This is a genomic window from Roseateles rivi, assembly GCF_043555845.1.
Taxonomy (GTDB): domain Bacteria; phylum Pseudomonadota; class Gammaproteobacteria; order Burkholderiales; family Burkholderiaceae_C; genus Roseateles; species Roseateles rivi.
This window is the reverse complement of record NZ_JBIGHZ010000001.1, coordinates 136411-162356: the sequence shown is the minus strand read 5'-3', so window position 1 is coordinate 162356 and position 25946 is coordinate 136411. Positions and strand designations below refer to the sequence as shown.

The following is a 25946-nucleotide window of genomic DNA, read 5'->3' as shown; positions in this document are numbered from 1 at the left end:
CGGCAGCCTGGATTGATAGCATCTGCGCATGAATCAGCACCTCCGCACCCGCCCGCTCACGCTGAACACCCTGCGGGCCTTCGAAGCCGTGGCGCGGCTGCTGAACTTCCGCGCCGCCGCCGAAGAGCTGCACCTGACCCAGTCCGCCGTGAGCCGCCAAATCCAGTCCCTGGAGCAGGAACTCGGCGTGCCCCTGTTCGTGCGCGGCACACGCCATGTGGCCCTGACCAAAGACGGCCAGCTGCTGCACACCCAAGTGCAGCCCCTGCTGCACCGGCTCGACACCACCGTTCACCACATCCGCCGCCGCAGCACGCGGCGCATCATCAACCTCAGCACCTTCGCCTCGTTTGCCTCGCTGTGGCTCATCCCGCGCCTGGAAGCCTTCCAGCGCATCCACCCCGACGTGGACATCCGCATCTCCGCCAACGACAGCCTGGACGACATGGAAGGCGGCGAACTTGACCTGGCCTTGCGCTACATCGCCAGCGGCCGCCTGCCCGCCGGCAGCATCGCCCTCTTTGGCGAAGTGCTCACCCCCGTGTGCAGCCCCTGGCTGCTGGACCAAGCCCAGCGCGGCCAAATTCCGCCCCTGCAGCGCGTCCCAGACCTGGCCGCCCACACCCTGGCCGAAGAAGAAGCCCACCTGCCCGGCGCCACCTACCTGAGCTGGCGCTACTGGCTCACCCAGCGCGGCCACCCCCAGCTGCAACCCCGGCGCTGGATGTACCTCAACTTCACCTACCAGCAAGTGCAAGCCGCCATGTCCGGCCAAGCCGTGGCCATGGCCCGCCTGGCCCTGGTGCATGACTCCTTGCAAAGGAGCGAACTGGTCGAACCCTTCGGCCTCAGCGGCCGCGTGCAATGCCCCGCGCGCTACGGCCTGCTGCTGAGCGAGCGCGGCCGCAGCTGCCCCGACGTGGCCCGCTTCGTGCAATGGCTGCAAGACCAAGCCCTGCAAACCCGCAGCGCCCTGGGCGAAATTCAGCGCGACAGCGAAGACGGCCTGGGCGGCGAGGGCTGAGCGCTAGAGCGCGTCCAGGGGGCTGCACCGGGCCCTGCTCTTTGCAAACCTCCACCCGCCAAAATTTTGGCTGGTTGATATATCCAACTACCGCCCAAAGGTATGGCTTGCACCGGAGGCCGACGCCTATGATTCAAAAAATTCCCGGCGCATTGGGCTGCGAAGGCGGCATGTGGGTCGGGTGTATAAATATAGTTAGGCCAACAGAGAAGGATTTTGCAGTTGCGAGTATTGATTGAAGAACTCCAACGAGAGCACCTCCTGGAACTTTCCAATTGTTTGCGGGCGCCTTCAGTTTACGAATACATCAGCGAATTACCTACAGTTGAAAACTTCGTGCTCGATCGGGAAATTGCGTTACGAGGACCGAGTTCTGAAGCGTCGGGCGAGGTTTGGTTGAATTTTCTGGTGCGCGAATTGGCGAGCAGCAATATGATCGGCCGACTGGAAGCCACGCTACACAATTCCATAGCCGAGGTGGCATTCTTGTTTAATCCCGAATACTGGGGCAATGGATTCGCCAGCGAGTCTCTGGATTGGCTTCACAAAAATATTCAGCGTTCACATGGCATTAGCGAATATTGGGCCGCGACTGCACCTGAAAATTTTAGATGCCAAGCGTTGCTCACTCGCGCCGGCTATCGGAAAGTTGATTCCGGCTTCCCCCCACTCTATAGCTACGATGCTGGTGACATGGTGTTCAATTTTTCAGCACGATAGGTTGGGCTGAGCCTGCGAAGCCCAATGTTCACCGCGCAAAGGTTGGCCGCAAGCAACCAATCCCCCGGCCTAACGCGCTGGGGCATCACCCAAAGGCATGGCTTGCACCATAGAGCCGCAAGCCTATGATGCCCCGATTTCCCGACGCATTAGGCTGCGAAGGCGGCATGTGGGTTGGGTGTCTAAATATAGTTAGGTGCAGCATGCATTTCCGCTCACTCCCAACCGTCGAGCACGATTCCGTGTATTTACGGCCATTACGCGCCTCGGATATGGCGGCATGGGCCAGCTATCTGAACAATCCGGCTGTGTATGAGCATACGAGCTGGAATTATCCGACCATCGAAGATCTGAGCGGGTATCTGGGTAACGAAACGAGTGGTGAGCCTGATTCCCGCCTTCGCCTGGCAATCGCTTCAAAAGACGGCGATAAACTGGTTGGCACCATCGGGTTCCATAGCGTCGCCCCAGTCAATAAGTCTGCTGAACTTGCCTACGATCTAAACCCAGAGTTCTGGGGCAAGGGAATCGCCACCGCCGTCGGTAACGTACTCGTGGGCTGGGCTCATCAGCATGTCGGCCTCGTCCGAGTACAGGCCACGGTTCTGGAGTCCAATCTCCGTTCTATCCGCACCATCGAGCGCATGGGGTTCGCTCAAGAAGGTTTGCTCAAAAGCTACCGGCATGTACGCGGCACACCCTGTAACTTTTTCATGTACGCACGGTTGGCTGGCAGTGGAAATTGCACCTAACCTTTCGGTCAACGTTAGGCACACCAATAGCCAACATCTTCAATTAAAGAAAACTCAATGAACACAAAGACCTCATCAGCACCCTCTTCTCGTACAAAGGTTCGCCGTATAGCTGAGTTAGCGAATTACGAAAAAGAATCACTATATGGGATTATTGATGAGGCATATTTTTGCCATATCGCATTTAGCGATGGCGAAAACACCCACTGCATACCCACAGCCTGCTGGCGCATCGAAAATTATCTATATATTCACGGCTCAAATGGCGGGCGCTTAACCAAAAAACTTTTGACTGGAGCTCAAACCTCAATAGGAATAACACATATTGACGGTCTTGTGCTTGCCAGATCAGCTTTTAGTCACACAATGAACTATCGTTCAGCTGTGATTTATGGAGTCTTCGAAGAGGTAAAAGGCAACTCCGAAAAAATGCATGCTCTTGATTCATTTATGGAAAAAATTGCAGCAGGACGCAAAAATGAAGCAAGGCCAGGTAATGAAAAAGAATTGGCCGCCACAAGTGTACTACGCATATCTTTGGAAGAAGCCGCCACAAAAATTAGCAACACCCATCCATCTGACAAAGAAGAGGATATTGATCTTCCTGTTTGGGCGGGAGTCCTACCATTAAAAATTCGACGTGAAACACCGCTGCCTTATGAAAACAAAAATATACCAACACCTGAATATGTGAAAAATTGGGCAAATGCCTAAAAAATCCACAAAGACTTCCTGCAGTTTCAAGTGACCTACTCCCCCTCCCAGTCGTACCAACGTAAAGGTAGTGAAGTCCGTAAAACCAGAGAATGACGGACATGCTCCGGCGTTCCTGCGCCGGGCTTCATTTCATTTTCGCCCGGCGACGTCACTCTGTCGCATGCCGGTTAACTCAAACGTCAGGCAGCACAAGCGCGCGACACCTCGTATTCCGCCACGATGAATACCAACCACTTCTGTGAACTTGAGCGAGCGCGAACGCAAGCAATCGTCGCCAGAGACATCACGCTGCTAGAGCGACTGCACGCAACAGACTACGAGCTGGTCACTCCTGGCGGACGAGTCATAACCCGATCGCGCTACCTGGAACTCATCGCAGACGCGCCGTTCTATACGAGCTGGGAACTTGGTCCAATGCAGGTACTCGCCAGGGAAACGATGGGCGCCGTAAAGTACCAGGCAAGACTCAAATTTCCATCTGGAAGAGTCATACAGTGCTGGCATACGGATATCTACGAATTGCGTGGATCTGCTTGGCAAGCCGTGTGGTCACAGGCAACCGAGCTTCCAGCCACACCACCAACTGGCGCCTCCACGAGTGCTGCCTAACTCAAACCACAAGGGCTTCCCCACTCGTCAAGCCAAACCAATCCCTGATGGCCCGCAATGCGGGCCATTTCTTCATTGGCTTCCCCTTCGAAACCCGCCGCCGTGACAAGGGTGGACGGGGGCAGGTCAGGTCAAAGCTTCTTAAGAGGCGTTGGAGGAATGATTGAGAACGTTCGCCAAAGTAATCGCCACCGCAATATTTTTTGCTGGATCACTGAGGGTCGTGCATGCAACCGAAGTGGAATACAAAGCTTTGCCGAATTTCGGGCTTGCGGCAGGAGTGAGATTTCCGCTCGAAAGCCTTGTTGATCCCGGCGGCAGCGAAATCTCTGCAGATCGACTGCTTGGCAAGGCCGTGCTTATTAACTTCTATACGAAGTACTGCGCACCGTGCATCAAGGAGGTTCCGAAGCTCAACCGAGTCATGGAACGCCGCAGCGATATCAATGTCTTGGCCATTACGCCCGATGGCAGAGCGGATGCGCAAAGCTACGTGAAGCAGTACGGCCTCAATTGGCCGGTTGCTGCAGATGCAGCTGCGCTGCTTTCCAAGAGGCTGAACGTCGAGGCGTTCCCGGGCTTCGCACTTCTCGACGCGAAGGGGCGGCTGTTGGCCACCGTTTATGCAAATCAACTCGGCGGCGATGATGGGCACGCCACGGTGGAGGGCATCGAAGCTTGGCTCAATGCCCAACTACGGAAGGCTGCAAAGTGATCAGTGCAATGCGCAACCTATCTGGTGGGATTCCCCATTAAATCAAGCCGCATTTCAATGTTTTGGGTATTCACCTCCCATTCAGGCGAGCCGATGCATGGGCTCCATTTGCTCTGCCCCTGCCCAGCATGAATACCAACCCGGTATAAATGGTTGGCTGTGGGATTTTTTGAGAGAGGTCAGAAAGTGCAAATCGCTATTCTCGGGAATTCAGGCTCCGGCAAATCCACCCTCGCCCGATGGCTGGCCAGCGCCGGAGGTGCGGCGCTGCTGGATCTGGATACCGTGGCTTGGGAGCCCGGCAAGATCGCCGTTCCACGGTCTCCGGAAGCGGCTGCCAAAGAGGTTGACGACTTCTGCAGCGAGCATGAAAACTGGGTGGTGGAGGGTTGCTATGCCGGGCTCGTCAGCATCACTTTTGCGCGCAACCCTCTGTTGTTATTTCTGAATCCGGGTGAAGAGCAGTGTGTGGCCAACTGCCAGGCTAGACCTTGGGAGCCGCACAAGTACCCGTCCAAGACAGAGCAGGACGAGCGCCTCGCCTTCTTGCTGTCTTGGGTCCGGCAGTACTACTCCCGTCAGGGTGACATGTCACTCGATGGACATCGAGAGTGCTTTGCAAACTACGCAGGCCAGAAAGTCGAAGTGACTGCAAAACCCAGATTGGCCCCGCCCGCACCCGAAGTGCTGGCTTGGCTGCGCTGACGCCCGGCCCCCAGTGGGACGCCCATTCGCGTCAAGCTGCAAATCCGTTGGTTTGGTAACCCGCTTCTTAGCCCCTCAAAGGCGAGCCCTTGATGCCACAGCCGCCCTGGTGAATACCCTAGATATGCCGATTTTTGGCGTGTCCAAATTGCAGCACACCACCCAAAGGTATGGGTTGCTGCGTGGAATTGCCAGCCTATCATCCGAGCACCTTCCGCCAGCTTGGATGCAAATTCCGCATTTTGGTGGCTGGGTATTTAGAGTTAACTGCCCTTTTTACCTGAATGCAAAAAGCACCCATGCAATTGGCATACCCCCTGATTCTTGCTGTTCTTGCCCTAACCTCAGGCTGTGCGTCGTCCGTCCAGGAGAAAACAGCGACCATTGCAGTGACGCCGCTTTCTGACCTCAATTTGGTGCACGCTGCAATTCCTGAGGCGCTGGTGTTGGCGCAAAAAGCACCTTATGCCGCGCCCGGGGATATGAGTTGCACGGACATTGCCGCCGAGATCAAGGCGCTTGATGCGGTGCTTGGGGCGGACCTTGACGCCCCGGCGACGGACGCCCGCCCCAGCTTGATCGAGCGCGGCAGCTCCGTGGCCACTGACGCTGCCCAAAAAGCGGTAGAGGGTGCGATTCCGTTTCGCGGCTGGATTCGCAAACTCAGTGGCGCAGAGCGTTATTCCAAACAGGTGATTGCCGCCATCACCGCAGGCACGGCCAGGCGCGCCTTCCTGAAGGGTGTCTCACACGCACGCGCTTGCTGAGCACCGGGGTCCGCTTGGCTTGACGCACAAGCTGCGCACCCGACACAAACCAATATATTGGATACCAAGCCATGAATATGGCTTGGTTTGCTTTCACAACAACCAATCAACAGGAGTGCCCACATGGCTTTGGTGATTAAAAAATGGTATGCCGGAACCGAGCAAAATGCAGATGGAAACTACGTGCATTTGGTGGGAAGGCAAGCCGGTCTGTTTGCATGGCTGTTGTCAGTGGTTGGTCTGGACCCGACAACCGAGGTGAAGATCAACGACCGCCTGATCGTTTTCACCTCTGCATCCCTGTCCGGGCGCACCACTCGGGTGATTCCAATGAAATCACTCACATCGGCCTTCTACGGGTATGAAAAGCCCTGGAAAGAAGCGCTTGCGCTCACGCTCGTTCTTGCGCCCGTGTTCTTCATCGGGTTTCTGGTGGGGCCCCTTTATTATTTTTTGAACAAGACCATTGCAATTGGCGTCGTTGAAGGCTCTGGCTGGTCTGGTGGCTTTGCTTTTAAGCGCTCAGTCATTGAAGGTCAGAATATCGATGAGCAAACCGCCTACAAGGTGATCGATATTGTTCGCGGTCTGATTGAGAAAAACACGGCATAACTCACTTTTCCAAGGCCTGAGCAGGGGCACATGGCGGCAGCTCAGGCCCCATGTCAGGCTGACAGCTGCCGGTGATGCTGCGTCCGCCGGCACACCTACAGCCAGGGGGATGCGGGCTCGCGGTTGTCGCCTCGCGGCCTCAGCGCTCAGGGTGGTTTCACATCGCCACCGCACAATGGCCCCCAGCTTTTTCGCGAGGTGACCATGACCCAGCAGCCGCCCCTTTTGCCCCAGCTTGAATCTGCCCCACTGGCGCGCCGCCAGCTGCTGGGCGCCGTGCTCGCGGCCGGTGTGGCGCCGGGCTGGCTGCGCCAGGCGCGTGCGCAGGGCGTGGAGCGCTTTGCGCAGGGCGTGGCCTCGGGCTTTCCGCGGCCCGACGGCATGGTGCTGTGGACCAAGCTCTGCGGCACTGAGCTGCCCGAGGCCGTGCCCGTGCAGTGGGAAATTGCCAAGGACGAGCAGTTCAGCCAAGTGCTGCAGCAAGGGGAAGTCCAGGCCCTGGCGCGCGATGCGCATTGCCTGCGCGTGGAGCCCCGCGGCCTGGCGCCAGACCGCTGGTACTGGTACCGCTTCAGCGCGCTGGGCCAGCGCAGCGCCGTGGGCCGCACCCGCAGCGCCCCGGCCCCCGACGCCGCCGTGCGCCAGCTGCGCTTTGCCATTGCCAGCTGCCAGCACTGGGAAGCCGGGCGCTACGCCGCCTGGGCCGATATGCAGGCCCAAAACCCCGATCTGGTGATGTTCCTGGGCGACTACATCTACGAGTACCGCCGCGGCGCCAAGGCCGCAGCGGGCCGCCAGCACCCCAACCACGAGTGCCTGACGCTGCAGGACTACCGCGAGCGCTACGCCCTCTACAAGAGCGACCCCCAGCTGCAAGCCATGCATGCGGCCGCCCCCTGGGTGCTGACCTGGGACGACCACGAGGTGGCCAACGACTACGCGGGCGATGTGGGCCAAGACCTCGCGCCCAACTTTGCGGCGCTGCGCCATGCCGCCGTGCAGGCCTACTGGGAGCACCTGCCCTTCCCCGAGGCCTGGCGGCCCCGTGAGGGTGCCATGCAGCTCTACCGCAGCCTGGACTGGGGGCAGCTGGCGCGCGTGATCACGCTGGACGACCGCCAGTTCCGCGCCCCCCACGCCTGCCCGCAACCTGGGCGCGGCGGCGCCAACACCGTCACCCTGGAACAGTGCCCGGCCCTGGCGGACCCGCAGCGCAGCCTGCTGGGCACGGCGCAAGAAGCCTGGCTGGCACGCCAGTGGGACCGCCAGCGCTGGAACCTGCTGGCCCAGCAAACCCTCATGGCCGGGCTGACCTGGCAGGACCGCGAGGCCCACGGCGGCCTCTACTGGACCGAGGGCTGGAACGGCTATATGGCCACGCGCGACCGCCTGCTGCAGGGCCTGCATGCCGCGCGCGCCCGCAACACCGTGGTGCTGGGCGGCGATGTGCATGCCAACTACGTGGCCCAGTTGCACCTTGACGCACTGAATGTGAGCGGCCCGGTGCTGGCCAGCGAGTTCTGCGGCACCTCCATCAGCAGCCACGGCATGGCGCAAAGCCGCATCGACGCGGCGCGGCCCTTCAACCCGCAGCTGCTGCACGCCCGCTCCGACGAGCGCGGCTATGTGCTGTTTGAGCTCAGCCCCAAGCTGCTGCAAGCCCAGCTGCGCAGCGTGCTGGAGCCCGAGCGCGCCGACAGTGCCGTGGCCGTGCAGGCGCGCTTTGTGGTGGAGGACGGCCGCCCCGGCCCGCAGGCAGCCTGAGATGGCGGGGATTGCCAACGTCATCCTGCCCTTCTTCGCCCTGGTGCTGTGCGGCTATCTGGCGGTGCGCCAGCGCCTGCTGCCTGAGTCCGCCATCGCCGGGCTCAACAGCTTTGTGCTGTATTTCGCACTGCCCTGCATGCTGTTTCGCTTTGGCGTGAACACGCCGCTGGCCGAGCTGCTGGCCCCTGCAGTGCTGCTGCTCTACACGGCAGTGGCGCTGCTGATGGTGGGGCTGATCATGGCCCTGACCCTGGGCCCACAGCTGCAGCGCGGCAACGCCGCTTTTGGGGCGCTGGTGGGGGCCTTTCCCAACTCGGGCTATATGGGCGTGCCGCTGCTGGCAGCCCTCTTGGGCCCGGCGGCGGTGGGCACGGTGATTTGCACCACCCTGGTAGACCTGGTGCTGACCAGCTCGCTGTGCCTGGCCTTGGCGCAGTCCGGGGCTGGCCATGCCTCATGGCGCAGCGCCTGGCTGCAGGCCCTGCGCGGCCCACTCACCAACCCGCTGCCCTGGGCCGTGGGGCTGGGCGTGGCGGCGGGCTTGAGCGGCCTGCACCTGCCTGCAGCACTGGACAACACCGTGCGCCTGCTGGGCGACGCCGCCAGCCCCGTGGCCCTTTTCACCCTGGGCGCGGTGCTGCGCCGCGAACAACACCAGGCCCAGGGCGCGGCTCAGGCAGGCCACACCAGCACCGCGGGCGCCGTCACCACGGTGGTGCTGGCCAAGCTGCTGCTGCACCCGCTGCTGGTGCTGTTGCTGGGCCTGGGGGCGCGGCGCTATGGGCTGAACCTCAGCGATTTGCAGCTGCAAGTCCTCACCCTCACCGCCGCCTTGCCCAGCGCCAGCAACGTCTCCTTACTGGCCGAACGCTATGGGGCCGACAATGGGCGCATTGCAAAAATCATTCTGGGCTCCACCAGCCTGGCCTTTGTGAGCTTCAGTCTGTGGGCCTGGGCACTCGGGGCTGCGCGCTAGAGTGGCCCTTCTGTTGTGCAATTGCTGTACTACCCTTTGCCCATGCGCCTGATCTGCTTTGCCCTTGCCCTGGCTGGGCTGCTGCCACTGGCTGCGGCGCAAACTCGGCCTGCTTACCAGCAGCCCTCGGCCGCCATTCGCGAGGTGTTGGACACCCCTGCCCTGCCGCGCCTGCTGCCCTCGCCCGAGCGCAGCCAGCTGGCCATCATCGAACAAGCACGCTACCCGGCGCTGGCCGATTTGGCGCGCCCTCAGCTGCGCCTGGCAGGCCTGCGCTTTGACCCACGCAGCGCCACACCCATCGGGCTGGTGGGCATAGAGCGGCTGCGGCTGCGCGCGCTGCGCCAGGCCGATGCGCCCGAGCGCAGCGTCACCCTGCCCAAGCCCGGGCTGTGGCACAGCTTTGTCTGGGCGCCCGATGGCCAGCGCTTTGTGCTGGAGCGCCGCCTTGACCAGGCCAACGAGCTGTGGGTGGGCGACACCGCCAGCGCCACGCTGCAACGCGTGCCCAAGGTCAACATCAACAACGTACTGGCCGACGGCGAGCAAGCCTGGCTCAACCCCGAAGAAGTGGTGGTGCTGAGCATCCCCCAGCGGCGCAGCGCAGCGCCACACGCCAGCGTGGCACCCATGGTGCAAGAAAGCCTGGGCCGCAACTCGCCCGAGCGCACCCATGCGGATTTGCTGCGCAGCGTGCAAGACGAAGCGCTGTTTGAGTTCCATGCCCAAAGCCAGATGCTGCGCGTGAACCTGCGCAGCCTGCGTACCCAGGCGCTGGGCAGCCCGGGGCTGTATCACAGCCTCACCACCGTGGGCGAAGGCCAGGGCGTGCTGAGTGAGCGCCTGGTGCGGCCCTTCAGCTACACCTTGATCTGGAGCGACTTCCCCAGCGTGGTCGAACTCTGGAGCCCCGAGGGCAAACGCCTGCGCGAGCTGGCCCGCACCCCGCTGCGCCAGGGCGTGGCCATTGACGGCGTCATCCCGGGCCCGCGGCAGTTCTTTGCCTCGCCCCACAAAGACGCTGCCCTGTACTGGGTGGAAGCGCTGGACGGCGGCAACCCCGCGCAGCGCGCCGCCTTCCGCGACCGCCTCATGCGCCTGGACCCACCCTACCAAGGCGAGGCCTACGAGGTGCAGCGCATGCCCTACCGCTTTGCACGGCTGCGCTTTGCCGACGACGGCCAGCATGCCTTGCTCAGCGAAGAAGACCGCAGCCGAGCCTGGACGCGCAGCTACTGGCTGCCGCTGCGCGGCACGCAAAGCCGCATGCTGTTTGAGCACGCCGTGCGCGAGCGCTACCGCCACCCCGGCAGCCCGCTGCTGCGCACCCTGCCCAACGGCCGCCTGGTGGCGCAAACCCAGCAAGGCGATCTGCTGATGGTGGGCCCGGGCGCGAACCCGCGCGGCGAGCGGCCGTTTTTAGACCGCATGTCGGTGCGCGACGGCAGCACCGCGCGCCTGTTCCAGTCTGCCGAGCAGGCCTATGAAATGCCCTTGGCCTGGAGCGAGGACCGCCGCCTGCTCACCCTGCGGGAAACCGCCACCGAGCCGCCCAATCTGGTGCTGCGCGAAGGTGCGCAGGCTCAGGCCCTGACGCGCATCAGCGACAACCAACCGCGCCTGCGCAAGCTGCGCCGCGAGCTCGTCACCTTCAAGCGCGCCGATGGGGTGGAGCTGTCCTTCTGGCTGGTGCTGCCGCCCGACTACCGCGACGGCGAACACCGCCCCACCCTGGTGTGGGCCTATCCCATGGAGTTCAACGACGCCACGCTGGCCAGCCAGCTCGCGGCCACGGGCAACCGCTACCAGCCGGTGAGCGGCATCAACCCGCAGCTGCTGGCGCTGGACGGCTATGTGGTGCTGATGGACGCCACCATGCCCGTGGTGGGGGACTTGCGCGCCGTCAGCGATGGCTTCATTGAGCAGCTCATGATGAACGCACGCGCCATCCTCGACAAAGCCGAAGACCTGGGCGTGACCGACCCGCGCCGCGTGGCCGTGGGCGGGCACAGCTATGGCGCCTTCATGGCCACCAACTTGCTGGCGCACACCAAGCTGTTTCGCTGCGGCATTGCGCGCAGCGGCGCTTACAACCGCACCCTCACGCCCTTTGGTTTCCAGAGCGAGCGCCGCTCACTGTGGGATGCCAAAGAGACCTACCTGCGCGTCTCGCCCTTTTTGTACGCCCATCAAATCAAAGAGCCGCTCTTGCTCATCCACGGCGAGTACGACAACAACCCCGGCACCTTTCCCATGCAAAGCGAGCGCCTCTACCAAGCTCTGGCCGGCACGGGCGGCAGCGCACGCTATGTGCAGCTGCCGTTTGAAGGCCATGGCTACCAGGCGCGCGAGTCGGTGGGCCATGTGCAGTGGGAGATGAGCCAGTGGCTGCGCAGCTGCCTGCGCGAGCCCAAGAACTGAGCCGCAGCGCGCGCCCTAGAGCACTGCGCTGAAGGCTGCGGGCAGGCGGATTTCAAACACCGCCCCGCCTTGCTCACGGTTGGCGGCCTGGATGCTGCCGCCGTGGGCGGTGAGGATTTTGCGGCTGATGGTCAGGCCCAGGCCCGTGCCGCCCGAGCCGTCTTTGGTGCCGCTGGATTGCACAAAGGCATCGAAGATGTGCTCGAGCTCCGCCTCGGGAATGCCGGGGCCTTGGTCAGCCACACGCAGCACCACCTGCTCATAGTCGTGGCTGCCTTCGATATCGATTTCCCCACCCGCGGGCGAGAACTTGATGGCATTGGCCAGCACATTGCGCAGCACCTGCATCATGCGCAGCGGGTCGGCCCGCACGTCCAAGGCCTGCTCCGTCAACAGCCAGCGCAGGCGCAAGTGGCGCTGCTCCAGCAAGGGTGTGAGCTCATGCGCGGCCTCGCGCAAGATGCGGCGCAAATCCTGTCGCTCCAGCCGCAGGCTGCCTTGCGGGCTGTCGATTTTGGAGACGTCCAGCAAGTCATTCACCATGGCCAGCATGCGCTGGCCGGCCGCGTTGATGTCGCCGAACATAGAGGCCAAGCGCTGGTGTTCCTGCGACCTGGCGTGCCCCAGCTCAGAGAAGCCCAGAATCGCTTGCAGCGGCGTGCGCAGCTCGTGGCTGATGTTGGCAATGAATTCGGTCTTGGCGCGTGAGGCTTCCTCAGCGGCGTCACGCGCCTGCACGGTGGCGCGCTCGGCCGCGCGGAACTCGCTGACATCCATGAGCGTGCACAGCACGCCCATGCTGGTGCCGCGCTGCGCATCGGGCACAGCAACTTTGGTGACCAGCATGTCGCGCAGGCTGCCATCGCGGTGGCGCAGCTGGGTCTCGTAGCGCAAGCGCCCCTGGGTGTCGCACACGCGGCGGTCTTCCTCCGCATTCAGGCGCTGCTGCTGAGGGGGCAGGAAGTACGCCGCCGGGCGCCCGATGACTTCGGCACGCACATGGCCGGTGAAGTCTTCCCAGGCGCGGTTCACCGTGACGTAGTGGCCCACCGCATTGGTCAGGGAGATCGGCAGCGGGCTGATCTCCAGCAATAGCTCGGTAAAACCCAGCTGCTGACGCAGCCGCTCCTGCGCCTGGTGGCGCTCGGTCACATCAATGCCTGAGCCTGCAAACCCCACCAGCACGCCGTCCCGGCGCAGCGGCACCACCGCAAACAGATAGCGCCGCAGCGCACCGTCCACGCCGCAGACCTGGGTTTCGGCGCTGCGTGCGCTGTCATCGCGCCCAAACAGCGCCACCAAGGCTGTGCCTGCAGCCCCCCCCACGGCCTGCGCTAGGGGCAGGCCCAGTGCCTGCTCGGGCACCAGCGCACTGACCGCGCCCCAGCGCGCATTCACAAAGCTCAACACACCGCGCGGGTCGGTGCGGAAGATCAGCTCCTGAACGCTGGTCAAAAGCACGCTCATCTCCAAGCTCTGGCGCGCCACGGCTCCATGCGCTTGCTCCAGCGCTTGCTCGACGCGCGCGCGGGCGCGCAGGCTGGTGCTGACCACGCTGGTGCCCCACACCACCAGCAACGCAATCAAGCCACTGAGCAGCAACTGCCCTTTGACCTGCGAACGCCAGTGCTCAAGCACCTGATCCAAGGGCTGCTCCACGGCCACCACCAACGGCTGAGGGAGGCTGGAGCGATAGCTCACCAGCACATCACTGCCCAATTGCCCAGGCCCTTGATAGCTGCCCTGGGCGCGCAGGGGCAAGTGAGTGGCAAATACCGGGTTGGCGGCCAGGCTCTGGCCGAGCAGGCCCACATGGCTGCTGCTGACGGACAGCAGCTCGCCCTCGAAGCTCGCCAGCCAAGTGGCGGCACGGTTGCCACGAATGAGGCCTTGCGGATGCGCCAGCAGCGCGTCAACGTCCAGCGACAGCACCATGCACAGCCGCTCAGAGGTGGCTTGGCACAGCACCAGTGGCAGCACCGGGTTGCTGGCCGCAAGCTCGGCCCTGGAGACCTCGCGGTTCCAGTCGGCCAAACCCCGCCCGCTGTGCAGGCCCAGCAGCTGCGGGTGCAGCGTGGCATGGGTCGGCAAGACGTCCAGTCCGAGCTGCTGCCCAAGCTCGCCAACGCGGCTGCTGGCCACCACCTTGCCGCGTTCATCCAGCAGCGCCAAGTGCCCCAAGCCTCGCCCCTGCCGCTGCAGCTGCGCCGCGCTGGGTAAAGCGGCACCCTGCACCGTGGCCTCGCTCAACCCACGCAGCACCAGATGCGCCTGCAGCACTGCGCGTTGCACCTGCGCCTCCAAGCCCTCGGCCAACACCTCGCCTCGCTGGCGCGCCGCACGCAGCGCCTGCTCGTAGCTCTGCCACAACTGCCAGGCTGTGCCCAAGGCAATGAAACCCAGAACCAACACACCCAAAAGCACCACCACGCGGCGCAGCCCTTCAATGGAGAGAAAGCGACGCTTTGTCATGGCACTGCATTGCCTCTTTTGCCCACAAACACCATGGTTGGAGTTCCTCAAACCGCGGCACTGCCAAAAATTGGCGGTGCAGTTTCGTCTCAATAGTGATACGACGTCATTGACACACAGGACAGGGTGCATCTATTCCGGGGTGCGCGCTTGCTGGGCATCAATAGCATAAGTATCATTTCAGAGAGCAGGTTTTCGCGAGACATTCCGATCCAAAGTCGGCAGAATTGAGCAATGCACGATCAGAAGTCAACCGTTTCAGAGAGAAACGACTATTCGACGCTAGAGGTGGCGAAATTGCTGGGCATGGCCGTGCGCTCTGTCCAGCTGATGGTTGACCGTGGCGAGCTTGCGGCGTGGAAAACCCCCGGTGGACACCGAAGAATTTCCCGAGATTCTGTGGAGAGTTGGCGCGCGCGCAGTGGCATGCCCACCACGGCCCACCGACCTGCGCAAACCGCCGGAGCAGGCACCGAATCCGACAAAGGCCGCATCAAAGCGCTGCTGATCGAAGATTCCGTTCACTATCAAAACTTGGTCGGCCTGCTGTTGACTCAGCATTTCCCCGATATTGAGCTGCACACGGCACATGACGGTATTGCCGGCTTGGCCATGTTCGGGCAACTGCAACCTCAGCTGCTGTTGGTGGACATTCTGCTGCCAGGCATTGACGGTGCGGCCCTGATCTCCAGCCTGCGCTACCAGCCGCAGTTCGCCAACTCCGAGCTGCTGCTGGTGACCTCGTTGGACGAAGAACAGCGCCAGCCCTATGCCTTTGCCCTCAGCGGTGTGCCCGTGGTGCACAAGCCGCGCTTGGTGACCGACCTGCCGCCGCTGCTGCGCTCGGCGCTGGAGCGCCTGGCACTCAAGACCTGACATGACCGCGGTCCTGCTGGTCGAAGACGACGCGTCATTGCAGCGTTTTGTTCAACTGGTTTGCGAAGATTTGGCGCTAACGCTGGTGTGCGTAGACCATGTCGACGCCGCTTTGCAGCGGCTGCGCGCCCAGTCCTTCGAACTCATCCTCTCCGACCTGATGCTGCCGCAGCGCCATGGCCTGGAGCTGCTGGAGCTGCTGATGCAGGACCCCAGCCTGCGCGCAGGGGCCCGCCTGGCGGTGTTCAGCGCGGGGCTCACGCCGCAGGTGCGTTCGCGCCTGGAGGCTCTGGGCATCACACACCTGCTGAGCAAGCCCTGTGGCGTGAAGGAGTTGCAGGCTTGCTTGCTCGGCACCACCGACACCAGCACCGAGCCCACTGTGGCTGAAGCCTCGACCCATCAATTCGCCATCGATCAACACTTTGGTGGCAATCGCTCCTTGTACGAACGCTTTCGCGCCAGCTGCGTGCGCCAGTTCCCGTTGGATGCACAAGCCCTGCGCGAAGCCTTGGCGCAGTGCCAAGCCACAGAACTGCGCCAACGCGCCCACAGCCTCAAGAGCGTGGTCAACAGCCTGGGCCACCCCGAGTTGGGTGCGTACTTTCGCGCCCTGGAAGACGGTGCCTGCGCCATGCCGCCCGATTGGCAAGGGCTGGCCCGGATTTGGGCCGAGGCAGAGCCCGCACTGCTGGCACTGCGCTGAACGCCTCAGCTGCGCGCCTGCGAAGCCCTTCACGCTTGCGCCAAGCGCCGCGTGACCAGCTGCCACACCTGCACGCCTTGTGTGCAATTGGGCACGCCCGTCATCACCCTATTTCGAGCTTGCCCCATAACATGGCCCGACCCCGCCGTTGACCCTGGCGTCACGGCATGCATCCAATCGGAGGTTATGGCATGCGTTTTTTGAACGACATGCGCCTGAGCCGCAAGTTCGGGCTCATCATGGTGCTCTCGCTTGGCATGGTGTTGGTGGCCCTGGGCCCCACCATCAAATACCCCATCGAATCCCATACGGCAGCGCGCTCGGAGCTTGACGGCATCCCCGCCGCTGCCACGCTCTTGCGGCTGTCGCAAAGCGCCGTGCAGCAGCGTGTGGCGACAGCACGCCAGCTCGGCGGTGCAGCAGCACCAGGCCTGCCAGATGCCGCAGCCACAGCCGCACTTTGGGAAAGTCTGCCCGCACAGGTGCAAAGCATGGATGCCGATGGCGCCATGGCCAACAAGATCAAAGCCGCGCAGGCCGACTGGGCAAAGCTGCAACAGGCGCTGGCGCAAAAGAAGCTCAACGCGGCGCAGAGCGACGAGCACCACACCCAGCTCACTGACCAGCTCAACACGCTGCTGGACATGCTGGGCGACCGCTCTGGCATGGCGCTGGACCCCGAGGCTGGCAGCTACTACACCATCGTGGCCACATTGATTGCGCTGCCACAGCTCTCCGACCATCTGGCACGTGCGCGCAACAACAGCGCCGCGCTGGCGGGCAACCCAGCGGCAGAGCCCCTGCGCCAGGCCCTGTATGCCGATGCTCGCATGATCGGTTTGTTTGCCGACCAAGCCTACGGCGCCCTGGACAAGGCCATTCTGGCGCTGCCCGACACGGCGCCGCGCCTGCAAGCCGCTCGTGAACAAGGGCAAAAGAGCGCGCAATCTGCGCTGGCCTTATTGAAGCAACAGCTCGAGGCAGAACCCGGCCGTGCGGCTACGCCGTCAACCGACACCGCACTGGGTGAAGCCATCGGGCGCCAAACCGCCCTCATGGATCTGGGCCTTCAGGAACTGCGCACCACGCTGCAGGAGCGTACCCAAGCCAGCCGGCGAGACCTGATTTTGCTGGTGGCTGCGGTGGTGGGCTTTGGCAGCTTGGCACTGCTGGTGATGTGGCAAGTGGCACACCACACGCGCGCCGCATTGACGGAGGCTTCGCGCGTCGCGCAGGCCGTGGCTGACGGCGACTTGACCGTGCGCATCAGCCGCCACAGCCAAGACGAAACCGGGCAGGTGCTGCGCACCTTGCAGCACATGATCGAGGTGCTGGGCCGCATCGTCGGCCAGGTGCGCGAAAGCAGCGACACCATCGCCACCGGTTCGGCTGAGATTGCCACGGGCAACACCGATCTGTCGCACCGCACCGAGCAGCAGGCCAGCAATCTGCAGCAAACCACCAACTCCATGTCGGAGATGAGCGACAGCGTCACCCAAAGCGCGCAAACCGCCCAGCAGGCCACGCAGCTGGCCAGTGCCGCCAGCCAGGCAGCTGAGCGCGGGGGCGAGGTGGTGCAGCGCGTCGTTGCCACCATGGGCGACATCAGCGCCAGCTCGCGCCGCATTGCCGACATCACCGGCGTCATCGACAGCATCGCTTTCCAAACCAACATCCTGGCGCTCAACGCCGCGGTGGAGGCCGCACGGGCGGGCGAGCAAGGCCGGGGCTTTGCCGTGGTGGCTTCTGAAGTGCGCAGCCTCGCACAGCGCAGCGCAGAGGCCGCGCGCGAGATCAAATCGCTCATCGGGGCCAGTGTGGAGAAGGTCGACGCTGGCTCGCAACTGGTGGGTGATGCGGGCAGCACCATGACGGACATCGTGGCCCAGGTCAAACGCGTCAGCGACCTCATCACCGAAATTGGTGCGGCCAGCCACCAGCAATCGGTGGGCATTGGCGAAGTCAACGAGGCCGTCTCACAGCTCGAGCAAGTGACACAGCAAAACGCGGCCCTGGTGGAAGAAAGCGCTGCTGCTGCCGACAGCCTGAGCCGTCAGGCCGCCAAGCTCAGCGAGCTGGTGGACATGTTCAAGCTCAGCACGGGTGGCGGGCGCAGCCCCGTCACCGCGTCGCAAGCGCTGCGCGCCCCGGCCAGCGCACCCAAACCTGCGAACAACCCCAAGCCGCCCGCACCCAGCAGCAGTGCTGCGCCACGCACTGCCGCTCACGCAGCAGCCAAGACCCCGCAACCCAGCAGACCCGCCACGGCGGCCAGCCCGGGCAAAGCAGCCGCAACCAGCGCTCGCGCGCCCTCCCCCGCGCCAGCACCCCGCCCCGTCACAGCCGGGGAAGATTCGGACTGGGAAACGTTCTGATCGGCGCCTCGGTCGATTGAAGCCCAAGCCCGCACGCGCTGCGGGCTTGGGCTCAAATGGCCAGCGGGTCCACGTCCACAGCCCACCGCAGCACGCCACGGTGCTGGCGTTTGAGCGCTTGCAGCTGCGGCAACCAGGCGCGCAGCAGGCGTTGCAAAGCGCCGCGCTGCGGGGCCTCCATGAGCATCTGCAGGCGCTCCACATTGGCCACACGGGCCACCGGCAGTGGCACGGGCGGATAGACCAGCACCTCGGCGCCAAACTGCTGCGCCAGCGCATCGGCTTGGGCCTGAGCCGCCAACAAGAAGGCGCGCACGGCGGCCACATCGCGCCCTTCAGCGCGCAGCAAGGCCAGGTGGGCGTAGGGCGGCAGCCCAGCGGCTTCACGCTCAGTCAGCTGCGCCTGCGCAAAGGCAGCGAAGTCGTGCTGACGCAGCGCCTGGTAGACGGCGTGCGCCGGGTACCAGGTTTGCACCCACATCTCGCTGCGCGCGGCCTGGGCGGCGTCGCGCCCGGCCCGGCCTGCGGCCTGCATCAGCAGCGAGAACAAGCGCTCGGGCGCGCGAAAGTCGCTTGAGAAAAGCGCGCTGTCCGGGTTGATGGCCGCCACCAAGGTGATGCGGCGAAAGTCATGCCCCTTGGTCACCATCTGCGTGCCCACCAGCACATCCACCTCCCCCTCATGCACGGCGTGGAGTTGGGCGTGCAGCGCACCCTTGAGCCGCGTGGTGTCGGCATCGATGCGGGCCACGCGCGCGCCGGGCAGCAGTGCTTCGAGCTGCTCTTCGAGCTGCTCGGTGCCCCGGCCTAGCGGCGCGATGTCGGCATTGCCGCAAGAGGGGCAGGCGCGCGGCACGCGCTGGCTCACGCCGCAATGGTGGCAGCGCAGCGTGCGGTCGGCCTTGTGAAAGACCTGGTGAGCGCTGCAGTGCGGGCAATCGCTCTTCCAGTTGCATTGGTCGCAATGCAGCACCGGGGCGTAGCCGCGGCGGTTCAGAAACAGCAGGCTTTGCTCGCCGCGCGCATGGCGCAGGCGCAGGGCTTCCACCAAAGCGGGGCTCAAGGCCGTGGTCACGCCGGGCTGGCGCGGCAGGCGGTTCATGTCGAACAGGCGCACCTGGGGCAGCGCACCGCCGCCCATGCGCTCGGCCAAATCCAGGCGCTGGTAGCGCCCGGCCTGGGCATGGGCCCAACTCTCCAGCGCGGGCGTGGCCGAGCCCAGCACCACCGGCACCTGCTCCAGGCGCGCGCGGTACACCGCCAGATCGCGGGCCGAGTAGCGTGCACCGTCTTGTTGTTTGTAGGAGGGGTCGTGCTCCTCGTCCACGACGATGAGCCCCAGCTCGGGCAAGGAGGCGAAGATGGCCAGCCGTGTGCCCAGCACCAGGCGCGCGTGACCCAGATGCGCGGCCAGCCAGTGCTGCAAGCGCTGCGCGGGCGTGAGCGCGCTGTGCAGCGTGGCCATGGCCACACCGGCAAAGCGCTGGGCAAAGCGGGCTTCGAGCTGCGGCGTGAGGTTGATCTCGGGCACCAGTACCAGCACCTGACGGCCCTGGGCCAGGGCCACCTCTGCGGCACGCAAGTACAGCTCGGTCTTGCCACTGCCTGTGAGCCCCCACAGCAAAAAGGGCGGCGGCGCCTGACCAGCCTGCAAGGCGGCCAACACCGGCGCCAGCGCCTGTTGCTGAGCGGCCGTCAGCTCGGGCCGGGGCGCAGTGGCTTCTGTTGGCACCGTCACGCGCGCTTTGTGTAGCTTTTTGAGTTTGGCCTGCAGCTGTGCTGGCGAGACTTCACGCAGCTGCGGCGGCAGCACCGACAGGGCCAACTCCCCGGCAGCGCGCTGGTAGTAGCCCGCCGCAAACACCAGCAAGGCACGCCAAGCCGCACCCAGCGGTGGAATGGCATCGAGCACCGCACTCACCGGCCGCAGCGTCAGGGGCGGCGCATCGGGCTCGGGCAGCGGCGCTTCGCCCTCCCACACCAAACCCAGCAGTTCCCGGGCCCCCAGCGGCACACGCACCAGGCTGCCCACCGGCAGCGGCTGATCGGCCAGATAGTCCAGCGCCGTGCTCAAGCCGCTGTGCTGAGGGGCGTCCACCAACACAGCCACACGGCAGGCATTTGGGGCCGCTTGGGGTGGCAAGTTCACAAATTCAGCCTTTGGTGCGGGGGGAACAGCAGGTGAGGATGAGCGACAAAACAGCAGGAAGTAAGAGCGGTAAATATCTGTGGATAACTTTGTGGGAAATCAAGCTGATTTCAAGCCAAGCGCCCCACGCCCCTCAACCCAGCGTCTCCGTCACGCTCCCAGCACGCTGGCGATTTTCTGTTTTAAATCAAAGAGTTACACAGATATAAGGGCATACCCCAAAATTGTCAGCAGCCCCGCTTGTCACCGAACTGTCATGCCGTATTTTGGGGATAAGTCCCAGGTAGACCGCCAGCCTGATGTCAGCTTAACGGGCTTGCCGCAGGCGGCGTGAGTGGCTGTGAACGGCCTCGACCAGCGCCGTCACCGACTCCGGTGGCGTGTGCTGGCTGATGCCGTGGCCCAGGTTGAAGACATGGCCGCCCCAGCCCCCGTCGGCGCGCTGCGGCGGGCCAAAGCTGTCCAGCACCGCACGCGCCTGCGCGGCAATGGCCTCGGGCGGCGCGAACAGCACATTGGGGTCCAGATTGCCCTGCAGCGCCACACGGTCTTGCACCTGCGCCCGGGCGCGGCCCAGGTTGGCAGTCCAATCCAGCCCCACCACGTCAGAGCCGGCTGCGGCGATTTCGTCCAGCCAAAGCGCGCCGCCCTTGGTGAAGAGGATGCGCGGAATGCGCTGGCCTTCGTGCTCGGTTTTGACCTGCGCCAGCACGCGGCGCGAGTAGGCCAGGCTGAATTCCTGGAACTGGCCGTCGGCCAGCACACCGCCCCAGCTGTCGAAGATCATCACGGCCTGCGCCCCGGCTTCGATCTGGGTGTTGAGGTATTGCGCCACGGCGTCAGCATTGACCTGCAGGATGCGGTGCATCAGGTCCGGCCGCGCGTACATCAGGCTCTTGACATGGCGGTAGTCGTCCGAGCCGCCGCCCTCCACCATGTAGCAAGCCAGGGTCCAGGGGCTGCCCGAAAAGCCAATCAAGGGCACGCGGCCCTGCAGCGCCTTGCGGATGGAGGTGACGGCATCAAACACATAGCGCAGCTTGTCCATGTCGGGCACGGCCAGCTCGGCCACCGCGGCCTCGTCGCGCACAACCTTGGCGAACTTCGGGCCCTCGCCCTGCTGGAAGCTCAGGCCCAGACCCATGGCGTCGGGCACGGTGAGGATGTCGCTGAACAAAATCGCCGCATCCAGCGCGTAGCGTTCCAGCGGCTGCAGGGTGACTTCGGTGGCGTAGTCCACATTCGTGGCCAGGCCCATAAAGCTGCCCGCCTGCGCTCGCGTGGCCCGGTACTCGGGCAAGTAGCGGCCAGCTTGGCGCATCAGCCACACGGGGGTGTAGTCGGTAGGTTGGCGCAGACAAGCGCGCAAAAAGGTGTCGTTGTGCAGTGGGACGCTCATGCCCGGGATTATCCAATGCCCCCCATGTGATACTCGTCACACTCTCTTGAATTGGCGCAAACACACACCACATGAGCGCCTGGCGCGCCGCCTTCGCGGCACCGCCGCACACCCGGAGGAACCCATGTCCATGACCATCAAGCTCCCCACCCTGCTGGCCACCGTCCTCTTGGCTGCAAGCCTCAGCGGCTGCGGCTACAACCAGTTCCAGACCCTGGACGAGCAGGTCAATGCCAGCTGGGCCGAGGTGATGAGCCAGTACCAACGCCGTGCCGACCTGATTCCCAACATCGTCAACACCGTCAAGGGCGAAGCCAACTTCGAGCAGGAAACCCTGACCAAGGTGGTGGAAGCGCGCGCCAAGGCCACCAGCATCCAGGTGACGCCCGAGCTGGCGCGCGACCCCGAGGCGCTCAAGCGCTTCCAGGCCGCACAAGGTGAAGTCTCCAGCGCCCTGTCGCGCCTGCTGGTGGTGTCGGAGAACTACCCCAACCTCAAAGCCAACCAAGGCTTTCAGGACCTGCGCGTGCAGCTCGAAGGCACGGAAAACCGCATCACCGTGGCACGCGGACGCTACATCCAGGCCGTGCAGAGCTACAACGTCCATGCACGCCAGTTCCCCAGCAACCTCACGGCCAAGATATTTGGCTATGAGCCCAAGCCCAACTTCACGGTGGACAACGAAGCTGCCGTCAAAACCGCACCCAGCGTGAGCTTCGACAAGCCCGCCCCGGCGGCCTCGCGCTGATCAGCCCCCTGTGGCTGCCGTGAGCACACATTCCCGCCTCTACGCGCGCTGGTGGCCATGGGTTGCGGCCCTGTGCCTGATGGCGGCCGTGCTGCTGGCCAGCACCAGCGCGCTGGCCCAGCAGCTGCAGGCCATTCCCGCCCTCAGCGCGCGCGTGACCGACACCGCCGCGCTGCTCAGCGCCGATGAACGCCAGGCCTTGGAGGCACAGCTCGCCGCCTTTGAGGCCGAGGCAGGCCCGCAAATGGCCGTGCTGCTGCTGCCCAGCACCGCGCCCGAAGACATCACCAGCTACGCCCACCGCGTGGCCGACGCGTGGAAGCTCGGGCGGCGCGAGGTTGGGGACGGCCTGCTCATCGTCGTGGCCAGCCAGGACCGCAAGGTGCGCATCGAAGTGGCCAAGGCTCTGGAAGGCGCAGTGCCCGATCTGGCCGCACGGCGCGTCATCCGCGACCACATCGCGCCCGCTTTCAAAGCCGGCCGCTACGCTGAAGGCCTGCAGCAAGGCATTGCGGCCTTGCAAGATTTGGTGCGCGGCGAAGGCCTGCCCGCGCCACAAAACGCAGCGCCTGCACCCAGCGGGTCATGGGACAACGCCCTGGCGCTGTTCCTGATTCTGGGCCTGGCCATCACCCTGGGCACAGGCTTTGTGAGATCACTGCGCAGCTCGGCGCGCTCGGTCCCCAGCTACCGTGGCAGCAGACGCTCTAGCAGCCTTGACGCACCCATCATCTGGGGCAGTGGCGCTGGCAACTCTTGGGGTGGCGGCGGGTTTGGCGGTGGCGGCGACAGCGGCGGCTTCAGCTCCGGTGGTGGCGGTGATTTTGGAGGCGGTGGCGCCTCGGGAGATTGGTAATGCCCACTTGGCAGCGATGGTTCCGCCACCTGCGCAGCACCCAAGCGCTCAGCCGCGCCTTGCTGCCCGAGGCCGCCTTGCAGCGCCTGCAGGCACGCATCCGCGACAGCGAAAGCCAGCACAGCGGCGAGATTCGGCTCTGCATCGAAGCCCGCCTGCCCTGGGGCTACCTGCGCCAGCAGCTGCCGCCCCGCGCCCGCGCGCTCACGCTGTTTGGCAAGCTGCGCGTTTGGGACACCGAGGCCAACAACGGCGTGCTCATCTACCTGCTGCTGGCCGACCGCGCCATCGAAATCGTGGCCGACCGCGGGCTCAACCCCCACGTCAGCCCCGCGCAGTGGCAGGCGCTCACCCAAAGCCTGGCCCAGGCCCTGCGCCAACACTGCGCCGAAGACGGCCTCAACCAAGCGCTGGACGCTGTCAGCGCCCTGCTGCGCCAGCACTTCCCGGCCCCCGACCAGAGCCCCAATATCAACGAGCTGCCGGATGCGGTGGTGCGGCTGTAGCCGGGCTGCTCAGCCGATCAAGCCAATTCCAGGCGCTGCAAGCCCACCCAGGTCTGGCCCGGCGCCAGCTGCGCTGGGCGCAGGACTTGCGCGGCTTCCACGCACAGGAACTCGCGCCAGGCGCTGTCGGGCAAGTCCTCCATTTGCTGGCACAGGGTCTCGCCGGGGTTCCAAACCACAGCGTCTTCAAAACCCTGCTGGCTGATCTGCAAGCGGCGGGCCCCGTCGCTGAGCATCAAGCGGCGGCCTTCGGTCTGCGCGTGGCGTTCGCCCACCCCCTGGTAGATGCGGTCGAGTTCACCGTCCAGCCCCAGGGGCTCGTCACCCTGCGTGCCGCTGCGCTTGGCGGCAGCATCCCAGTAGGCCAGGCCGTCCAGGCCCTGCAAGGCCGCGCTCATGGAATGAGTCAATCGCAAATAGGTGTGCAGCGCGGCGCTGAATTCAAAAGGTGCGTCACCGTGGTTCTCGCACGCCAGCTCCAGCTCCAGCACCGTGCCCGCCACGCGCACGCTCAGCTCGGCCTCAAACGTGTGGGGCCAGACCATGCGTGTTGCTGCGTCGTCCATGAGCTTCAACACCGCCAAGGCATCGTCTTGCCCGACCTCGGCCTGCACCAGCTGCCAGGGTTTGGTGCGGGCAAAGCCATGCTTGGTCAAATTGCCCCGGCTGCCAAACTGCGGGAAGCACACCGGCACACCGCCGCGCACGGCCTGGCCGGTGGCGTAAGCGCTTTGGGGCGAGAGGTAGAGCTGCTCGTCAGCACCAGCGGGCCGCCAAGACACGACCTGAGCGCCGTGCAACAGCAAAGTGGCGCAAGCGCCATCGGGAGCGCGCAACTCCAACGCGTCCAAACCCTGGAAGCGGGTCAAGGGAATCGAGACAGGCATATAGAGTGAGTTCTGAAAGGGGTCTAGGGGCGGGACTCAAAGCAAGGGCGCGATTCTAGGATTTCCCACTCCAGCGGCTGCTCTTGCAGTGCGCTGGGCAGCGCGAGTCCATCGCCAGGGCTGCCACACAGGGCCAGCACCACCTCAGATTGCGGCAGTGCCGTCACGGCAGCGTCAGCCTTGGTGGCGTCAGCAAGTTCGAAGCTCAGGGCTCGCATCTGCTCAAAGTCCAAACCCTGGCCGCGTGCTTTCAGCCAGGCTTCTTTGAGGGTCCACCAACGGTAGAACTGAGCCAGTTGGGCTGCGGGAGGCAAAGTACTCAGCTGCTGGCATTGCAGCGGCCCACACCAGATCTGAGCCTGTTCCAGCAACTGCACACGCGGTCGCTGGCATTCAATATCAACGCCGACCCGACCCTCCGGGGTGTAGGCGCAGGCCAACCACCCACCCGCATGCGACAGGCTCACGGCACCTTGCGGCAACACGGTTTGCCCGCTTGGCAACAAGTGCATGGCCTGCACCAGCGCCAAGGCAGCAGGCTGACGCTGCAGCAACAGGCGCAAACCCCAGCGGCCGGCCAGGTATTGGTGTTGGCGCCCCGCGTGGCTGATACGGCCCAGGCGTTGAAGCTCGGCTTCATGCAACCAGCGTGTGGGGTCAGGCCAACTCAGGCCCTCGACGCGCCACAGCGCCAGTTGCACCGAGGACATGGATCAACGCGACTGCTGCACCTGTGCGGTGATGTCGCTGCTCAGGTTGGCCACCCACTTGTTGTAGAAGGGGTGAATCTGGGCCTGGCCGTTTTCGAGCTCGTATTTCATGTTCGTGCTGGACACATAGCTGATTTGATAGCTGCCAGCGTCGTAGCTGATACGCACCACCACCTCGTGCTTGTTTTGCTTGTTGAACACAAGCGTGATCTCACCGGGCTTGTCCTCACGAGGCGTCCATTGGCGCTGCGATGCCGCCCGCACAATGGCGATGCGCATGGCCTCGACACTGGGGGCCTTGCCCTCAGCGTTGAGCAACTGCACGCGAGGGGGCTCAATCAGGAGCACGGTGCCGCGCGCTTGGGCAGCGCCCAGCACCGAGGCCAGCATCAAAGCGCAGCACGACTGGCGCACCAGGGAAGTCAGCTTAGGTTTCATCTTCAGTCCTCCATTTCGGCAGCGCCACCCCACGGAAGT

The 25946-nt window shown here is 64.0% G+C and carries 24 protein-coding genes; 18 read left to right on the top strand and 6 right to left on the bottom strand.

Features of this window, described 5'->3' with window-relative positions; all coding sequences use genetic code 11:
• Positions 1–28: 28 nt before the first annotated feature.
• The 12 genes from ACG0Z6_RS00680 (at position 29) to ACG0Z6_RS00625 (ending at position 11785) form a co-directional block, all read left to right on the top strand.
• Positions 29–1024, top strand: coding sequence for a LysR family transcriptional regulator (locus tag ACG0Z6_RS00680; RefSeq protein ID WP_394457848.1), 996 nt, complete (start codon positions 29–31; stop codon positions 1022–1024).
• A 231-nt stretch (positions 1025–1255) separates the two neighbouring features.
• Positions 1256–1744: a GNAT family N-acetyltransferase gene (locus tag ACG0Z6_RS00675; protein ID WP_394457846.1), complete on the top strand. Its 489-nt coding sequence runs from the start codon at positions 1256–1258 to the stop codon at positions 1742–1744.
• A gap of 203 nt (positions 1745–1947) precedes the next feature.
• On the top strand, positions 1948–2496 hold the full coding sequence (locus ACG0Z6_RS00670) for a GNAT family N-acetyltransferase (protein ID WP_394457845.1): 549 nt from the start codon (positions 1948–1950) through the stop codon (positions 2494–2496).
• A gap of 57 nt (positions 2497–2553) precedes the next feature.
• A complete protein-coding gene (locus ACG0Z6_RS00665) occupies positions 2554–3210 on the top strand; it encodes a pyridoxamine 5'-phosphate oxidase family protein (protein WP_394457844.1) in 657 nt (218 codons plus the stop codon).
• A gap of 222 nt (positions 3211–3432) precedes the next feature.
• Complete coding sequence (locus ACG0Z6_RS00660) at positions 3433–3822, top strand: nuclear transport factor 2 family protein (RefSeq protein WP_394457843.1); 390 nt, start codon at positions 3433–3435, stop codon at positions 3820–3822.
• A gap of 163 nt (positions 3823–3985) precedes the next feature.
• Positions 3986–4537, top strand: coding sequence for a TlpA family protein disulfide reductase (locus ACG0Z6_RS00655; protein ID WP_394457841.1), 552 nt, complete (start codon positions 3986–3988; stop codon positions 4535–4537).
• 186 nt (positions 4538–4723) lie between these two features.
• Entirely contained in the window at positions 4724–5242 is a 519-nt protein-coding gene (locus ACG0Z6_RS00650; protein ID WP_394457839.1) for a P-loop NTPase family protein, read from the top strand.
• A 389-nt stretch (positions 5243–5631) separates the two neighbouring features.
• A complete protein-coding gene (locus ACG0Z6_RS00645; RefSeq protein ID WP_394457838.1) occupies positions 5632–6009 on the top strand; it encodes a hypothetical protein in 378 nt (125 codons plus the stop codon).
• A 123-nt stretch (positions 6010–6132) separates the two neighbouring features.
• The gene (locus ACG0Z6_RS00640) at positions 6133–6621 is read left to right on the top strand and encodes a hypothetical protein (protein ID WP_394457836.1); all 489 of its coding nucleotides are present in this window, start codon (positions 6133–6135) and stop codon (positions 6619–6621) included.
• A gap of 204 nt (positions 6622–6825) precedes the next feature.
• Positions 6826–8385: an alkaline phosphatase D family protein gene (locus ACG0Z6_RS00635; RefSeq protein WP_394457834.1), complete on the top strand. Its 1560-nt coding sequence runs from the start codon at positions 6826–6828 to the stop codon at positions 8383–8385.
• A 1-nt stretch (position 8386) separates the two neighbouring features.
• Positions 8387–9364 (top strand): AEC family transporter, encoded by a 978-nt coding sequence (locus ACG0Z6_RS00630; protein WP_394457832.1) that lies wholly within the window; start codon positions 8387–8389, stop codon positions 9362–9364.
• A gap of 42 nt (positions 9365–9406) precedes the next feature.
• On the top strand, positions 9407–11785 hold the full coding sequence (locus ACG0Z6_RS00625; protein ID WP_394457831.1) for an alpha/beta hydrolase family protein: 2379 nt from the start codon (positions 9407–9409) through the stop codon (positions 11783–11785).
• A gap of 15 nt (positions 11786–11800) precedes the next feature.
• On the opposite strand, the gene ACG0Z6_RS00620 is transcribed toward ACG0Z6_RS00625, so the two are convergent.
• Positions 11801–14257, bottom strand: coding sequence for a cache domain-containing sensor histidine kinase (locus ACG0Z6_RS00620; protein WP_394457829.1), 2457 nt, complete (start codon positions 14255–14257; stop codon positions 11801–11803).
• A 234-nt stretch (positions 14258–14491) separates the two neighbouring features.
• Here ACG0Z6_RS00620 and ACG0Z6_RS00615 point away from each other — a divergent pair, with 234 nt between their 5' ends.
• The 3 genes from ACG0Z6_RS00615 (at position 14492) to ACG0Z6_RS00605 (ending at position 18214) form a co-directional block, all read left to right on the top strand.
• The gene (locus ACG0Z6_RS00615; protein ID WP_394457827.1) at positions 14492–15133 is read left to right on the top strand and encodes a helix-turn-helix domain-containing protein; all 642 of its coding nucleotides are present in this window, start codon (positions 14492–14494) and stop codon (positions 15131–15133) included.
• Between the two features lies 1 nt (position 15134).
• The gene (locus tag ACG0Z6_RS00610; protein WP_394457826.1) at positions 15135–15839 is read left to right on the top strand and encodes a response regulator; all 705 of its coding nucleotides are present in this window, start codon (positions 15135–15137) and stop codon (positions 15837–15839) included.
• A 191-nt stretch (positions 15840–16030) separates the two neighbouring features.
• Positions 16031–18214, top strand: coding sequence for a methyl-accepting chemotaxis protein (locus ACG0Z6_RS00605; RefSeq protein ID WP_394457825.1), 2184 nt, complete (start codon positions 16031–16033; stop codon positions 18212–18214).
• A gap of 52 nt (positions 18215–18266) precedes the next feature.
• On the opposite strand, the gene ACG0Z6_RS00600 is transcribed toward ACG0Z6_RS00605, so the two are convergent.
• Together ACG0Z6_RS00600 and hemE are read right to left on the bottom strand one after the other, a co-directional pair.
• Positions 18267–20363 carry a primosomal protein N' gene (locus ACG0Z6_RS00600; RefSeq protein WP_394457824.1) on the bottom strand — a complete coding sequence of 699 codons (2097 nt, stop codon included), beginning with the start codon at positions 20361–20363 and terminating at the stop codon, positions 18267–18269.
• A gap of 307 nt (positions 20364–20670) precedes the next feature.
• Entirely contained in the window at positions 20671–21762 is a 1092-nt protein-coding gene (gene hemE / locus ACG0Z6_RS00595; protein WP_394457823.1) for a uroporphyrinogen decarboxylase, read from the bottom strand.
• A 130-nt stretch (positions 21763–21892) separates the two neighbouring features.
• On the opposite strand from hemE, the gene ACG0Z6_RS00590 reads away from it, so the two are divergent.
• From ACG0Z6_RS00590 to ACG0Z6_RS00580, 3 genes are read left to right on the top strand one after another with little or no spacing between them, the layout of a single operon-like run.
• Positions 21893–22510 (top strand): LemA family protein, encoded by a 618-nt coding sequence (locus ACG0Z6_RS00590; RefSeq protein ID WP_394458788.1) that lies wholly within the window; start codon positions 21893–21895, stop codon positions 22508–22510.
• Positions 22511–22529: 19 nt separating this feature from the next.
• Positions 22530–23366 carry a TPM domain-containing protein gene (locus tag ACG0Z6_RS00585; RefSeq protein WP_394457822.1) on the top strand — a complete coding sequence of 279 codons (837 nt, stop codon included), beginning with the start codon at positions 22530–22532 and terminating at the stop codon, positions 23364–23366.
• Positions 23366–23872, top strand: a complete 507-nt coding sequence (locus ACG0Z6_RS00580; protein ID WP_394457820.1) for a TPM domain-containing protein — start codon at positions 23366–23368, stop codon at positions 23870–23872. Before ACG0Z6_RS00585 ends, ACG0Z6_RS00580 begins: the two co-directional genes overlap by 1 nt.
• A 17-nt stretch (positions 23873–23889) precedes the next feature.
• Here ACG0Z6_RS00580 and ACG0Z6_RS00575 read toward each other — a convergent pair whose 3' ends face one another.
• The 3 genes from ACG0Z6_RS00575 to ACG0Z6_RS00565 are packed head-to-tail and all read right to left on the bottom strand — an operon-like array spanning position 23890 to position 25907.
• The gene (locus ACG0Z6_RS00575; RefSeq protein ID WP_394457819.1) at positions 23890–24759 is read right to left on the bottom strand and encodes a D-hexose-6-phosphate mutarotase; all 870 of its coding nucleotides are present in this window, start codon (positions 24757–24759) and stop codon (positions 23890–23892) included.
• Between the two features lie 23 nt (positions 24760–24782).
• Positions 24783–25469 (bottom strand): 4'-phosphopantetheinyl transferase family protein, encoded by a 687-nt coding sequence (locus ACG0Z6_RS00570; RefSeq protein ID WP_394457818.1) that lies wholly within the window; start codon positions 25467–25469, stop codon positions 24783–24785.
• Positions 25470–25472: 3 nt separating this feature from the next.
• The gene (locus ACG0Z6_RS00565) at positions 25473–25907 is read right to left on the bottom strand and encodes a hypothetical protein (RefSeq protein WP_394457816.1); all 435 of its coding nucleotides are present in this window, start codon (positions 25905–25907) and stop codon (positions 25473–25475) included.
• Between the last annotated feature and the right edge of the window lie 39 nt (positions 25908–25946).

Excerpts from the sequence above, each read along its gene's own strand:
- ACG0Z6_RS00565 (WP_394457816.1), bottom strand. The coding sequence starts at position 25,907 with ATGAAACCTAAGCTGACTTCCCTGGTGCGCCAGTCGTGCTGCGCTTTG.
- ACG0Z6_RS00610 (WP_394457826.1), top strand. The coding sequence starts at position 15,135 with ATGACCGCGGTCCTGCTGGTCGAAGACGACGCGTCATTGCAGCGTTTT.
- ACG0Z6_RS00605 (WP_394457825.1), top strand. The coding sequence starts at position 16,031 with ATGCGTTTTTTGAACGACATGCGCCTGAGCCGCAAGTTCGGGCTCATC.
- ACG0Z6_RS00640 (WP_394457836.1), top strand. The coding sequence starts at position 6,133 with ATGGCTTTGGTGATTAAAAAATGGTATGCCGGAACCGAGCAAAATGCA.
- ACG0Z6_RS00570 (WP_394457818.1), bottom strand. The coding sequence starts at position 25,469 with ATGTCCTCGGTGCAACTGGCGCTGTGGCGCGTCGAGGGCCTGAGTTGG.
- ACG0Z6_RS00660 (WP_394457843.1), top strand. The coding sequence starts at position 3,433 with ATGAATACCAACCACTTCTGTGAACTTGAGCGAGCGCGAACGCAAGCA.
- ACG0Z6_RS00590 (WP_394458788.1), top strand. The coding sequence starts at position 21,893 with ATGACCATCAAGCTCCCCACCCTGCTGGCCACCGTCCTCTTGGCTGCA.
- ACG0Z6_RS00580 (WP_394457820.1), top strand. The coding sequence starts at position 23,366 with ATGCCCACTTGGCAGCGATGGTTCCGCCACCTGCGCAGCACCCAAGCG.
- ACG0Z6_RS00625 (WP_394457831.1), top strand. The coding sequence starts at position 9,407 with ATGCGCCTGATCTGCTTTGCCCTTGCCCTGGCTGGGCTGCTGCCACTG.
- ACG0Z6_RS00665 (WP_394457844.1), top strand. The coding sequence starts at position 2,554 with ATGAACACAAAGACCTCATCAGCACCCTCTTCTCGTACAAAGGTTCGC.
- ACG0Z6_RS00680 (WP_394457848.1), top strand. The coding sequence starts at position 29 with ATGAATCAGCACCTCCGCACCCGCCCGCTCACGCTGAACACCCTGCGG.
- ACG0Z6_RS00670 (WP_394457845.1), top strand. The coding sequence starts at position 1,948 with ATGCATTTCCGCTCACTCCCAACCGTCGAGCACGATTCCGTGTATTTA.
- ACG0Z6_RS00635 (WP_394457834.1), top strand. The coding sequence starts at position 6,826 with ATGACCCAGCAGCCGCCCCTTTTGCCCCAGCTTGAATCTGCCCCACTG.
- ACG0Z6_RS00630 (WP_394457832.1), top strand. The coding sequence starts at position 8,387 with ATGGCGGGGATTGCCAACGTCATCCTGCCCTTCTTCGCCCTGGTGCTG.
- ACG0Z6_RS00615 (WP_394457827.1), top strand. The coding sequence starts at position 14,492 with ATGCACGATCAGAAGTCAACCGTTTCAGAGAGAAACGACTATTCGACG.
- hemE (WP_394457823.1), bottom strand. The coding sequence starts at position 21,762 with ATGAGCGTCCCACTGCACAACGACACCTTTTTGCGCGCTTGTCTGCGC.
- ACG0Z6_RS00575 (WP_394457819.1), bottom strand. The coding sequence starts at position 24,759 with ATGCCTGTCTCGATTCCCTTGACCCGCTTCCAGGGTTTGGACGCGTTG.
- ACG0Z6_RS00620 (WP_394457829.1), bottom strand. The coding sequence starts at position 14,257 with ATGACAAAGCGTCGCTTTCTCTCCATTGAAGGGCTGCGCCGCGTGGTG.